The 13,621-nt window shown below is 66.3% G+C and carries 4 protein-coding genes and 7 pseudogenes; 8 read left to right on the top strand and 3 right to left on the bottom strand.

Features of this window, described 5'->3' with window-relative positions:
* Nucleotides 1-9 precede the first annotated feature (9 nt).
* Nucleotides 10-399 (bottom strand): hypothetical protein, encoded by a 390-nt coding sequence (locus ACFWVE_RS29840; RefSeq protein ID WP_384020597.1) that lies wholly within the window; start codon nucleotides 397-399, stop codon nucleotides 10-12.
* A 131-nt stretch (nucleotides 400-530) separates the two neighbouring features.
* Between ACFWVE_RS29840 and ACFWVE_RS29845 the strand changes: the two are divergent.
* The 4 genes and pseudogenes from ACFWVE_RS29845 to ACFWVE_RS29860 all read left to right on the top strand — a co-directional run bounded on the left by ACFWVE_RS29845 (nucleotide 531) and on the right by ACFWVE_RS29860 (nucleotide 7,986).
* A pseudogene (locus tag ACFWVE_RS29845) lies at nucleotides 531-1,327 on the top strand (rhomboid family intramembrane serine protease).
* A gap of 357 nt (nucleotides 1,328-1,684) precedes the next feature.
* A pseudogene (locus ACFWVE_RS29850) lies at nucleotides 1,685-2,179 on the top strand (winged helix-turn-helix domain-containing protein); the annotation flags it as partial.
* Between the two features lie 2 nt (nucleotides 2,180-2,181).
* A pseudogene (locus ACFWVE_RS29855) lies at nucleotides 2,182-2,340 on the top strand (DDE endonuclease); the annotation flags it as partial.
* Nucleotides 2,341-2,670: 330 nt separating this feature from the next.
* Nucleotides 2,671-7,986 carry a DUF6531 domain-containing protein gene (locus tag ACFWVE_RS29860; RefSeq protein ID WP_384020600.1) on the top strand — a complete coding sequence of 1,772 codons (5,316 nt, stop codon included), beginning with the start codon at nucleotides 2,671-2,673 and terminating at the stop codon, nucleotides 7,984-7,986.
* A 114-nt stretch (nucleotides 7,987-8,100) separates the two neighbouring features.
* On the opposite strand, the pseudogene ACFWVE_RS29865 reads toward ACFWVE_RS29860, so the two are convergent.
* Nucleotides 8,101-9,567: pseudogene (locus tag ACFWVE_RS29865) on the bottom strand (IS1380 family transposase).
* A gap of 127 nt (nucleotides 9,568-9,694) precedes the next feature.
* Here ACFWVE_RS29865 and ACFWVE_RS29870 point away from each other — a divergent pair.
* The 4 genes and pseudogenes from ACFWVE_RS29870 to ACFWVE_RS29885 form a co-directional block, all read left to right on the top strand.
* Complete coding sequence (locus ACFWVE_RS29870; RefSeq protein WP_384020603.1) at nucleotides 9,695-9,955, top strand: hypothetical protein; 261 nt, start codon at nucleotides 9,695-9,697, stop codon at nucleotides 9,953-9,955.
* A 136-nt stretch (nucleotides 9,956-10,091) separates the two neighbouring features.
* Nucleotides 10,092-10,586 (top strand): annotated as a pseudogene (locus tag ACFWVE_RS29875) (winged helix-turn-helix domain-containing protein); the annotation flags it as partial.
* A gap of 98 nt (nucleotides 10,587-10,684) precedes the next feature.
* Nucleotides 10,685-11,082, top strand: a pseudogene (locus tag ACFWVE_RS29880) (transposase); the annotation flags it as partial.
* Nucleotides 11,065-11,361 (top strand): annotated as a pseudogene (locus ACFWVE_RS29885) (rhomboid family intramembrane serine protease); the annotation flags it as partial. The pseudogenes ACFWVE_RS29880 and ACFWVE_RS29885, both read left to right, overlap by 18 nt.
* A gap of 424 nt (nucleotides 11,362-11,785) precedes the next feature.
* Here ACFWVE_RS29885 and ACFWVE_RS29890 read toward each other — a convergent pair.
* A complete protein-coding gene (locus ACFWVE_RS29890) occupies nucleotides 11,786-13,270 on the bottom strand; it encodes an IS4 family transposase (protein WP_384020606.1) in 1,485 nt (494 codons plus the stop codon).
* Between the last annotated feature and the right edge of the window lie 351 nt (nucleotides 13,271-13,621).

Consider the following 13,621-nt stretch of genomic DNA (forward strand, 5'->3'; position numbering starts at 1 on the left):
CGCTTCCGTCTACGCGGTCCCGTTGATCCGTTCGATCGCCTGCCGGGCCTGCTCCGCCGGAGGCCGCGCGTGGTCCACCGCGGGCCGGGGCGGCAGGGACGACACGGAGGCACTGGTGCCGCCGGCAGCGGCGAAACCGGCCGCGCCGGTGGCCCCCGCGCTCACGGCCGCCGGCGGCTGCTCCCCCGCCGGCTTCGCGTGCGCGGCGGTGACCCGCGCCGAGCGCAGGCGGTGGCCCACCGCCTCGTCCAGCGTCACCGGCCGCTGCATCCGGGAGGCGAGCCGCCCCGCCTCCTGGCCGAGCCGGGCGATGTCCTCCCAGGAGAGGCGCACCACGAGCGTGAGTTCCGCCTCCCCGTCGGGCAGCGCCTGCATCGCAGCGGTCACTCGGTCGTTCATGGTCCGTTCCTCACGTCGGCCCCGCGGCCCCTTCCCCGCGCCGTGGGCAGTTGGGAAGGGATACGCGGGGCCGGACGACGGTGTTCAACGGGCGGCGGGTTCGCCTGCGGCCGCGCGGGCACACGTGGGACGTGGTCATCCCCGTTCACGACGTGAATCCGGCACGGCGCACCCCGTGGGTCACCTACGCGCTGATCACCGCGAACTTCGTCGTCTTCGTGTTCCTCACGCCCGGTGTCGTCGGCTCCCTGACGGGAAGCGGGAGCAGTCTCGCGGAACTGTGCGGCCTCCAGGCGTTCCTGGACCGGTACGCGGCCGTGCCGCAGGAGCTGATCCGGCACCGGATGCCGCGCCTGGTGCCCACGGGCGGCACGGGGGTGGGCCCGCAGGGGCCGGGATGCGTGGTGGGGCCGCCGGCGTACGACAAGTCACCCGAGCTGAGTGTGCTCACGGCGATGTTCCTGCACGGCGGCTGGCTGCATCTGCTGGGCAACCTGCTCTTCCTGTGGATCTTCGGCAACGTCATCGAGAACCCACCAAAGCCTTCGGCGACACCGCTTCCAGGCACGAAGGCCGTGCGACAGCCTGCGCGGTGAGCCCGGCGCTGACCTGACCCTATGAGGGCCGGGCCCCCTTCCCTATCTTCCTGCCCCTGCGACTGCCGGCCTGGATCGTCCTGGGCCTGTGGTTCGCCCTCCAGGCGGCGTACTCCTCCGGCGCTGGCGTCACCGGCGCCGGAACGGTGGCGCACGTGGCCCACGTGGTCGGCTTCGTCGTGGGCATGCTGATCGCCTGGCCCCTCAAACCGGGCACTCCCCCACCACTCGAACCCGGCGGCATCCTCTTCGGACGGCAGACCCGACGGGGCTGGCAGGGCCGCACGCCAGGGGCAAGGCAACGCGAGGAAAACCTGCACAATTTCACATGAGCGCCATTTGCCCTACCCGGCCAGCCGTCGATCTTTGAGCGATTCAACCACCTGCATGCTTTACCAGGTTCGGATCCTCCAGCAGGGTTCGCACTGACTCATCGCCGACTTTCCTGACACTCCATCAGGTAGCAAGCGCTCCCCCCACAAGGGTCACGCCGAGCCCGTCCATCCCGGCTCGAAGCGGAGGGCCCCAGGGACCCACAGCCGAACCCGACAGGCCCTCCGAGCACCCCACATCGGAGATGCCTCATCACGAGGCGGCGCGGAACACAGCAGGAACTCCCCGGTTACTGACCTTCAAAGCGTGGTGTCGGTAGGGCTGACGGCCCATGCTCCCTGCGGTATCCCGAGTGCATGAGGTATCCCCAGGGCGGTGGCCTGACCGACGAACGCCGGGCCTTCCGCCAGAAGGTACGAATGGAGGCGGCCGAGCGGTTCCGGCACGGCGACGAGAACGCGGTCATCGCGCACGACCTGCGGCTCAGCGTCCGGTCGGTGCAGCGCCGGCGCAAGGCCTGCTCACAGGGCGGACCGAGAGCCCTGGCCGCGAAGGGCCCGGCCTCGCTGCCACTGCTCAAAGGGCCGGTGGCCCACGGCCGGCCGGACCAGCCCTGGACCCTGTCGCGGATCAAGACGCTGATCGGACGCCGGTTCCACCAGAGCTACACCCTCCAGGGTGTGGCCGCCCTGCTCAAGCGGCACGGCCGGAGCTGCCAGATCCCCGCCCGCCGCGCGATCGAGCGCAACGAGGCGGCGGTGGCCGGCTGGGTGAAGGAGACCTGGCCGAGCGGGGAAGGACCGGGGCGGCGCTCGACGCCTGGCTCGTCGTCGAGGACGAGGCCGGCTTCTCCGTGCCGTCGCCGACCACCCGCACCTGGTCCCGCCGCGGCCACACCCCCGTGGTCCGCGTCCGAGGCCGCTCCCGCCGCCGCTGATCGGTCGCCGCCCTGGTCTGCTACAAGCCCGACGAGCCTTCCCGGCTGATCTACCGGCCCTGCCCGGACGCCCGACCCGACGTCCTCGACGGCTGCCTCACCGGCACCGGCCACCATGACGACATACACATTCAAAGTCAGTAACAGGAGGGCAAGCCGCCTTCCTACTCGAGCGTTGGCGGATTGCAGACAGCACCGCCCGGGCGTCGGCGATTATCACCAAACGCATGAGGCCCTCGCATGGTTGCACGAACAGCCGAGTGACAGTCCCCATATGGTCAGCTCACCGTATCGGGTTCATCTCCCGCCTCACGTTGGGCAAGAACAGGTGGTCTGTCTGTGTCGGCTGGGGAGGGTGTTGTGCAATTACGTCCAGGTGTAGGTCGCTTCATAGCGACCGTTGCCGTGGCGTCGACGTTGCTGGCGAGTGGCGGCATCGTCGGCCTGAACGCTCCGACAGCATCAGCGGTTCCGGTTACAGCCCCAGCGACGTCGCGCACCTCGAAGCCGTTGAAGGCTGAGAACCCGATGACGCTCAAGGAGCGTCGTGCTCAGGTCGACGAGCTGCGTGCGCCCAAGGAACCGGGTGCGAGCATCAGTCTCCCGGGGAGTAAGACTCTGGAGAGCAGCGCGCCAGTGCCCAGTGCCAAGTTGCGCAGCGGCCAAGCTGACGGCCTCTTGAACGCGCTGGCTATCGGAGCCCCGACGAACCTGGGGGTGGCTCCACACAGCTGGTTCGGGTTCGATGTGGAGTGGGGAGATGTCAGATATGACACTCCGGTAGGGACGGAGTCGGTCCACAGGGGTCTATACAGGGCATCGGACAATGCCCTGATCAAACAGTGGTGTAACTCCGATCCTGACGGAACAAAGGATTGGTCTGGCAAGACCTTTACCTGGGGTGTGTCGGACCCCACGATCCTCACCGAGGGCGTCGAGTACTACCTGAAGATCTCGGTGTCGGAGGATCGAGGAACACATTCGGATCCCCTCGGCACGGGCTGCGCTACTGGCTGGAGCGCTGAGGCAAGAGGCCCGAACATCGCGGCTCAGGGACGGCCGGTGTCGCTCCCCGCCAGCGAAACGTACGGCTGTGTCTGCGTGGACACCACTGGACGAACACCGATTCAAGGCTACATGGGCGATCCCGTCAACACCGCAACGGGCGCACTGAACGAAATGACCGTAGACGCGTCCGTACCGGCGCCTGGCGTGTCCTTTGCGCTGAGACGGACCTACGCCTCGGATAACACCAGCGCCGGACTACTGGGGAAGGGCTGGTCATCGACCTATGACGCGCACCTTGAGGTGACCGATACAAAGGTCACATACGTGGCCGACAACGGATCACGTGTTGTATACACCAAGGACGCGACCACGGGCGCCTACACCGCAGCTTCCTTGGGCGTTACGGCTGGCTTGACGGGCTCGGCGGCCAGCGGATTCACGCTGTCTACCGGCAAGCACGGGATGCTGAAGTTCGATGGCGCGGGCAGGCTCACCTCCTGGAAGGACAAGGCCGGCATCGGCCTCAGCTTCGCGTACACCGACGGCAACCTGAGCTCAATCACCGATGGTGCGGGCAACGGGATCACCACCACTGTCGATCCGGCCAGCCGCTTGCTCACGAAGGTTGATTTACCCGGTGGCCGAAGCGTTACGTACGGCTACACCTCTGGACAGCTCACGTCCATGAAGGGCACCGACGGCGGCACAGTGGTCTATGGCTACGAGGGCGGGCGGCTGACGAGCATCACCGACCCCGCTGGCCGTGTGGTGATGAAGACGACATACAACGGATCCGGCCGGGTCACCGAGCAGGTCGACGCCGACGGCAAGGTCACCAAGTACACGCGGGGCACACTGGAGACCAACTACCAGGACGGCAACGGCGGCATCTGGACGGACCTGTACCACGGCAGTCTGCTGCGCAACAGAATCGATCCGTTGGGCAACGTCACCTCGTTCACCTATGACGCGAAGCTGCGGCTGAAAGACGCTGTGGATGCGCGTGGCAATCACACAAAGATGACGTACGACTCGCGCGGAAACCTGCTCACCAGGACCGAAGGTCCACTGACGCAAACGTGGACCTACGACGCGAACAACAAGATCGCTTCCTACAAGGACGGCCGCGGCGCGACCACCACCTACGTCTATGACACGCGGCAGCGGCTGACCGAGGTGAATGGCCCGGCGGGCAAGCAGTCCTACACCTACGACGCCCTGGGCAATGTCGAGACCACCACGTCTCCTCGTGGCAATGTCACGCGGTTCGTGTACGACAGCCGCGGAAATTTGGCGTCGGAGACCACACCGACGGGTGCGAAGACCACGTACACCTACGACGCCGCCAACCGAGTGCTGACCACGACCGCTCCTCGGGGCAATGTCGCGGGCGCGGATCCCGCGAAGTACACCACTGTCAACAAGTACAACACGGCCGGGCGGTTGGAGAGCGTGACGGATGCGCTCGGCAACGTGACGGCGTACGAGTACGACGCGAACGGCAACCCCAAAAAAGTCACGGACGCCGCACAGAGGGTCGCTGAGTACACTTACGACAAATTCAATCGCGTCACCGATGTCGTGGCTCCCGGGAATGCCACCACGCACACCGACTACGACGCGGTGGGCAACGTCAAGGCTGTCACCGACCCCACGGGCGCCAAGACCACCTACGGCTATGACAAAGCCAACCGCCTGGTATCCATGACGGGTCCGCGTGGCAACATCGCAGGAGCGGATCCGGCGAGGTACACGACAACCTATGGCTACGACACCAACGGTAACCTGATCAAGACAGTTGATCCGACCGGGGCGCCCACCACAACGGCCTACGATGCTCTTAACCGTCCCGTGCAGGTCACTGACGCTTTGTCACACACTACGAAGACCACCTACGACGGTAACGGCAACGTAGCGACCGTCACGGATGGGCGGGAGAAGGTAACCACCTATACCTACACCGCAGCCGACCTGCTCAACACGGTGAAGGATCCGCTGGGCAAGGTCACCACCTTTGGCTACGACGCCGACGGCAACCGCACCAGCCGCACGACGCACCTAGGGCGCAAGCACACATGGACGTACGACGCTGACGGGCGCCTGAAGTCTGAGACTGATCCGCGTGGTTACCTCACCGGGGCGGATCCCGCGAAGTACACCACTACCTACAGCTACGACGTCGACGGCAACCAAACTGCGATCACCGGCCCCCTCGGGAGCACGCAGTCGGCCTCGTACGACGCGGCTGGTCGTCTTACCCTTCGTGAGGACGCGGCCCGTAACAAGACAGTTACCGACTACGACTCCCTCGGCCGTATCGAAACCGTTACTGCCGCCGACGGCGGCGTGACCAGCTACACCTACGACCAGGTCGGCGACGTGCGCACGCGCGTCGATGACAACAAACACACGACCACCTACAGTCACGACCTGGCGCACCGCCTCACGTCCGTGACCGACCCACTCGACCGCACAGTGCAGTACCGCTACGACCAGGACGGCAACCGGCGGGAGACCACCAATGCCCGCGGGATCACTGCCACAACGACTTTCGATGCTCGGGGTCTGCCGACTGGGATTCGCTACAGCGACGGCACCCCAGCCATCACCCTGACCCACGACGCAGTCGGCAACCGCAAGACCGTCGTCGACACCACGGGTACCCGCACCTTCACCTACGACGAGAACAACCGGGTCATCGGGATCACTGCGCCCAACAAGACGACGGGGTTCAGCTACACCTACGATGACGCCGGGCACATCACAAACCGCACCTACCCTGACGGACACTCGACGACCTACACCTACACGTCCGACGGCAATCGGGACTCCAGCACCACCAACGGCATCAAGACCACCTACGGCTACACCGCGGCAGCTCAGCTCTCCCGCACAACCCTGCCAGGAACCAACGGATACGCGGAGACCCGCGCCTACGACCGGGCAGGACGCCTCGTGGACATCCAGACCGCGAAGGCCGACTCCACGTTGACGTCGACACACGCCGAATACGGCGCCAACGGCCAGCCCAAGCGAGTCGACAACATCCGGGGCACCACCGCCATCTCGCACTACTACACCTACGACGAGATGGGCCGGCTCCTCAGAGACTGCGAGTCACCCACGCAGGCCGACAGCTGCCCCTCCGGCTCACCCGCCACCACCTTCACCTATGACAAGGTCGGCAACCGCCTCACCCAGAACAAGGGCGGCACGACCACCACGTACTCCTACGACTCCGCCGACCAACTCACACAATCAACCGCCGGCACCGCCACGACCGCGTACGCATACGACAACGACGGCAACCAGACCAACGCTGGTGCCAACAAGTTCACCTATGACGCGGCCAATCGCCTCACCAGCGCTGTCGTCGGCAGCAGCACGTACGGCTACACCTACGATGCAGACGGCAATCGAGTCGCTGCGTCGAAGGACGGCTCGGCGCTGCGCACCATGACCTGGGACCTCAACAACCGGCTGCCCCTCATTGCCACTGAGAACGGCGGCAGCGGCAGTCTTATCGCCGACTACCAGTACAACCCGGTCAACCAAATCCAGGGCCAGATCACCAGCGCCGGAGCCTTCTACCACCACCGCGACCTGCTGGGCTCCGTAACCGATATCACCGACACCAACGGTGCCCTGCAAAAGAGCTACAGCTACACGGCCTTCGGTGAAGCCACACAGACCGACATTGCCGCCAGCCCGCCCACCAACCGCTTCACTTACACCGGCGAGTACAAGGAACCGACCACCAACGCTGCCGGCTACTACCTCCGCGCCCGCAACTACACGCCGGAAACCGGCCGCTTCACCAGCCGTGACCCCTACACGCCGGGGCAGGACGTCCCTGCGGAGTCGGCCTACGCCTACGTCGGCAACGGACCGACCAACCGTTACGACCCGGCAGGCACCTGCTGGTGGATACCCGGCAGCGGTGACGAGAGCTGCTGGACTGCCGAACTACCGGGCACCGAGGGGATCCCCTTGGAGCCGGCGCTGGACAAGATCGGTAGCTCGTTCGCCGATGCCTGCAAGTCAGGATCTGACTACGCCAAGGCCAACGGCCGATGGGGCTGGACAGGCTGCGTCGACGAGTTCACAGGAATGGGCGGCGTACAGCGCGGCGTAGACGCTTTCCAGGAAGGTGACGTTGTCACGGGCGCTGTGGAGTGCCTCGGGGGCATCGGGCAATTTGGGCTCTTCTTTGTCCCTGGGCCGAAGGTCCCCGTTTCCAACGCCAATTCCCTGACCGCGGCGATCGGAAACGTGCGTTGGGGAGCAGGAGGCGGAGGCGCCACCGAAAGAGGACTCTCTTACAAGACCCCCATGACGCCAGAACTCGTCAAGCTGATCAATCCTAAGGGCAGCAAAGTCAATTGCCGTGCTTGCGCGGTCGCCCTAGACAGAACGCTTGCCGGGTCCCCCTCCTCCGCCCTACCTATCAAGGCGGGAGGTGCGGCTGAGATCCTCAGATTCTACCCGGGTAAGAATTTCTCACCCCGCAGGCTGAGTACGATCGTTGAGGAGATTTCGAAGGCTGGCCCGGGAGCACGAGGTATCGTGATTGGTTCAAGAGGACGCAACGGTCATGCGTTCAACGTAGTGAACGTTGGAGGCGATGTTGTGTTTCTCGATGGGCAGTCGGGTCATATTCCGGCCAAGAAAATCACCTACTGGTCCAGGTACCAACTCTTGAGGACGAATTAGCCTCGATCTTTCGTGACGGTCCGCCGACGGAGTCGGCGGACCGTTCTGTGTTCTGTGTCGGGTGGCGGACAGGCCAGTGGCCCGACTGACGTATCGGATGGGCGCCGGGTTCCACTACTCCGGGCCGGTCGTGCTGTCGTCGGGACGAAGAATCTGCTGGTCAGCCGGGGGGAGTCGGCCAAGCCGTTCGAGGGCGGCGGTGATGTGGCTGGTCCAGGGCCAGTGCCGGGCGAGGCAAAGGATTCTGCGTCGGCCGGTGGTGACGAGCTGGGCTGCTGCGGTGAACAGGCGGAACCGCAAGGCGGCTGGGCTACCAGAGCCGGGCCTTCCCGGTCAGGGCGAGCATCGACATCCTCCCCCAGACTCCGTCCGGGGGTGCCCCCAGCCAGCAGGTCAAGGACGATCTGCACGATCTCCAGCCAGACCTTGTTCTGGGTCGTTGTGTGCAGGGGAAAGTTCCGCAGGCTGGTGACCCGGGCCGCCCGGATACGGTCCCCGGCCCGGGCCCGCAGGCGGTGGCGGAGTTCGAGTTCGGCAATCGGTCGGCCGATGGTGTTGGTGGCGAAGCACGTGATCCGCATGCCGTCCGCGTCCGTGATCCTCAATTGGGCGCCCGGGTGAGGCCGTTCCTTGCGGACGATCAGCCGCATGCCCTTCGGCCAGCCGTCGAGCAGGCCGCCGGTGAGTTCGGCGACCCAGGCGCCGTCACGGATTTCACCGTCCGTCTCGATCGCCGGGGTCCAGGCCGTGACCGGGGCCTTCAGGACGTGCTCGTGGATCGGTTCGGTGATGACCATGCCGACGGAGTAGGACAGCCATCGGCCCCGCTGAGCGAGCCAGGACACGAACTCGTGGGTCCCGCCGGCGGAGTCACAGCGGATGAGCGTCCGCCTGGCACGCCGGTACTTCTTCGGCAGCTGAGCCAGGGCCAGCTGAGCGGCGGTGATGTGGTTGGCGGCCGTGTTCGATCCCGCATTCCCCGGCCGCAGCAGGGCGGCGACCGGCTCGCCCGTGCCGCCGGGTCCGTGATCGACGAAGGTTGTCAGTAGGTGATGGCCGTAGGTCTTCTTCCAGTTCGAAGCCGCTTCCTCCTTGTCGGAGTGTGCGATCACCAGCACCCCGTCCAGGTCGACGGTCACTCCCCCGGAGGAGGCACCCCGCCCCGCCGGCATCAGGGGCGTTCTTGTCGGCCAACGAGCAGACAAGGGAGCGGACTTGGGCTTGCGCGGAGCGGACGGCCTGCAGGGCTTTCTGTCCGGAAGCGGCAAGGATGCCGATCAGGCGGGAGACGGTCGGATCGGAGGCGACCGGACCGAAGGCGGACGGCTCGGACCACAGCATGGCGATGTCGGCGAGGCAGTCCTCGCCGAGAGCGACCGTCAGCGCGACGTCCAGGAAAACCTTGCCGGGATCGTGGACTGCCCGCGCCTTGCGCCACGGAGCGAGAGCCGCGGATATCGCCTGGTCAAGGCCGGCTTTGCGGACGGTCTCAACGAGCAGGACGGAGCCGGCGTGGGAGACGACCCGGCGGCCGTCGCCCTGGACGCGGACACATGGGTAGGACCCGGTAGGGTTCTTCACCTGGAAAGCGCCTCTGGCTTCAGCGGGAACAAGGGCCTAGACAATCCTCATTGTTGCTGGTCAGAGGCATTTTCTACTTCACGGACCACCTGTCGGACAGCCCGCTTCAGGAGAGCGCGAGGTTAGAGTGATTGAAGTCAGTGAAGGAATCAGGCGCGCCCAGGAATTTCTGGACTCTAGTTCGATAGCGGAGGTTCCCCTGGTTGCCGATGAGCTAACTGCAAGCCTGCGCGGCGAGATTCTCTTCGTGCCTTGCAACAGCGATGAGTACCTTCGCACCGAGAACCCAGAAGTGATGGTAATTGGGTGCACTCCTGTCAGGGTTGATCTCCGGACTGGCGAGTGTAGGTTTCTGACGCTCGACGAACTTGTGGAACTCGACTTGTGAGGCTCCCCAAGTGGCGGGACGCCTTCGGATGGCGTCCCGCCGAGTGCAACACCGTTACTTTTAGAGGTCCTACTGACCTTCAAAGCGTGGTGTCGGTAGGGCCGACGGCCCATGCTCCCTGCGGTATCCCGAGTGCATGAGGTATCCCCAGGGCGGTGGCCTGACCGACGAACGCCGGGCCTTCCGCCAGAAGGTACGAATGGAGGCGGCCGAGCGGTTCCGGCACGGCGACGAGAACGCGGTCATCGCGCACGACCTGCGGCTCAGCGTCCGGTCGGTGCAGCGCCGGCGCAAGGCCTGCTCACAGGGCGGACCGAGAGCCCTGGCCGCGAAGGGCCCGGCCTCGCTGCCACTGCTCAAAGGGCCGGTGGCCCACGGCCGGCCGGACCAGCCCTGGACCCTGTCGCGGATCAAGACGCTGATCGGACGCCGGTTCCACCAGAGCTACACCCTCCAGGGTGTGGCCGCCCTGCTCAAGCGGCACGGCCGGAGCTGCCAGATCCCCGCCCGCCGCGCGATCGAGCGCAACGAGGCGGCGGTGGCCGGCTGGGTGAAGGAGACCTGGCCGAGCGGGGAAGGACCGGGGCGGCGCTCGACGCCTGGCTCGTCGTCGAGGACGAGGCCGGCTTCTCCGTGCCGTCGCCGACCACCCGCACCTGGTCCCGCCGCGGCCACACCCCCGTGGTCCGCGTCCGAGGCCGCTCCCGCCGCCGCTGATCGGTCGCCGCCCTGGTCTGCTACAAGCCCGACGAGCCTTCCCGGCTGATCTACCGGCCCTGCCCGGACGCCCGACCCGACGGGCGCACAAGCTTCTCCTGGAAGGACTGCCGCGACCTCATCCAGTGCGCGCACCAGCAGCTCGGCGGCCCGATCGTGCTGGTCTGGGACCATCTCACCACCCATCTCACCGCCGGCGTGCGCCGCTCCATCGCCGACCGTGACTGGCTCACGGTCTTCCAGTTGCCGTCCTACGCACCCGGCCTCAACCCGGTCAAGGACATCTGGTCCGTGCTGCGCGCACCACCGAGACCAACCGGGCGTTTGCCGACCCCGACGACCTGGTCACCGTCGTACGGCGCGGCTTGCGCCGGCTCCAGTACCGCCCCGACGTCCTCGGCGCCTACCTGGTGCTCTACCCGGCGGCACGCGTCTGGGTCCTCGTCCCCTTCCTGATCTTCCTGCCGCTGCGCCTGCCCGCCTGGATCGTGCTGGGCCTGTGGTTCGTCCTGCAGGCGGTCTACTCGTCGGGCGGGGGCGTCACCGGTGCCGGGACGGTGGCGTACGTGGCCCACGTGGTCGGCTTCGTCGCCGGCATGCTGCTCGCCTGGCCCCTCAAACCGGGCACTCCCCCACCACCCGAACCCGGCGGCATCCTCTTCGGACGGCAGACCCGACGGGGCTGGTAGGGCCGCACGCCAGGGGCCGGGCACCTCAAGGAAACCCGGAACTGTTTTGCATAAGAGACGTTTGCATTCCCAGGCCAGCCGATGATTGTTGAATGATTCAACCACCTGCACGTTTTGCCGAATTTTTGAGCCTCTGGCAGGACTCATGCTGACCCATTGCCGACTTTCCTGACGCTCTGTCAGGCGAGAAGCGCCCTCACAGGGGTCACGCCGGGCCCACCCATCACGGCTCGGAGTGGAGGCCCCGGGGGTTCACAGCCGAGTCCGACAGGCCCCCCGAGCACCTCACGTCGAAGATGCCACCTCAAGAGGCGGCGCGAAATACAGCCGGAGTTCCCCGGTTAACCTCGCGCTTTCATGAAGCGGGCTGTCCGGCAGGCGGTCAGGAAAGCAGAAAGTGCCTCTGACCGGCAATGCCGGTGATTTAGGGCGTTTCCGCAGGTGAGGGTGGGTATCCCGGGTTCCGTGTGACTTTGAGTGAGTAGCTGACGCGGCTGGGCGGGCGGGGCTCGTCCCGGCGTTTGGCTTCGAACGTGTTCCGCGGTGGTTTCTTCAGTCGCTGGCAGCGGCGGTCGCGGCGTGGGGGCAGGCGGTCGTTGAGGAGTTCCTGGACGACTTCGAGGCGGGCGGCGCCCAGTGCCTGCGGGTTCGCAGCGGTCTGTCCGGCGGTGGTGAGCCGGGCGAGCCGCACCGTCGTGGTGAAGGAGATCCGGTCAGGATCGATCTCTCCCTGTTCGGCTGCGTGGACTTTGAGCGCGCACAGTGCCTGGTAGACGGTGAGCAGTGCGTAGATTTCCTGGCAGATGAGCTCGGGGGTTTTGGAACGCAGGATGAAGCCGGCGCCGCGCAGGCGGTTCTTGAGTTCGGCGAAGCCGTTCTCGATCTCCCAGCGCTGGTGGTAGAGCTGGGCCACCTGCCGTGCGGGGGCTTGCCGGTGGTCGAGCAGGCTGGTCGCGAGGCGGAACTTCTCCACCTGCACCGGCCCGTGCTGGGGCCGGACGGTGACGGTGTAGTCGATGATGCGCACGAGGTGTCCGGCGGGCAGCCCTGTCGGGGTGCAGCCCTGGAAGCGGGCGTTGCCCAGGCGCTGGCCCTCGGCGGGGGTGGGCATGACGGACACGTACGAGCCGTCGGGCAGGACCCACAGCGGCGGCAGGACGAGGTTCTTCTTGATCCGCCAGGCGAGGTGGCAGCCGGTCGCCTCGACCAGGCCCCACAGCTCGTGGCCGGCGAAGTTGCGGTCGGCCAGCAGCGGTATGCCGGGCCGCAGGGAGGCGAGCAGGCGGCGGGCGAGCTTGTGCTCGCTGAACTGGGCGATCGAGTCGAAGGCCGCGTCGATGACGGCGTGGGTGCCGCACTCGATCAGGGCCATCAGTCTGACCTGTGGGTTTCCGCTCTTGTTGGTGCCGTCGCGGCCGGTGAATCCGAACGTGGCGGCGTTCTCGGGGCTGTCCGGAACGTCCAGCGCGGTGCCGTCCCAGGCGACCAGCCGCAAACCGAAGGCGAATGCTCCCGGGGTCGCGGGTGTCGCCTGTGCGCCGCACCGGCGTTCGAAGAGGGCCTGCAACGGCTTGTCTCCCAGGCGCTGGCGGGCTCGGGTGAGGGCCGAACTGGTGGGCAGGCGCTGCACGAGCCCGCCCGGCAGGAGCCGCAGTTTCTCGGTCAGGGTCCGCAGGACCGCCCGGTATCCCGGCGGCCCGGCGCTGTCGGAGCTGCTGAACAGGCACAGAGCCAGGACAAAGTAGACCACCGCGCGGGCCGGGAGAAGCCTGCGGCGGAGCTCGGTCCTTCCGGTCAACTCCAGTACTTCGTCGACTACTTCGGGTGTGATCTCCTCGGTGAGTACACCGAGCCGGATCCGGTCGCCGAACTGCGGCTCCGACCGCCTTCGGGGACTTCGGGATGGCACCGGACGGACCGCCGTGGTGACGGCTGGGGCAACAGTGATGGCAGACTGAGCGCCCAACGGGGCTCCCTCGCAGGCAGTCGGATCTTGGTCGATCTCCTGTCCTACCGGGAGCCCCGTTGCCCTGTCCCGAGATCACCTGGCGCATCATCAGTCCGTGGCGGACCGCCTGTGCATCCCAGGGTTCTACTCACCCAGAACACTCGTCATCGCGCGCTCTACCTGCACTGATGCCCTAAATCACCGGCATTGGTACTAACCTCGAAGTTTCATGACGGTCCGCCGACGGAGTCGGTGGACCGTTTTCGTGCCGTGGGCTGAGGGTGGGCAGGCCGAGGGCCCGAGTGTCGTCTC

It is taken from the genome of Streptomyces sp. NPDC058632 (genome assembly GCF_042717095.1).
Taxonomy (GTDB): Bacteria; Actinomycetota; Actinomycetes; order Streptomycetales; family Streptomycetaceae; genus Streptomyces.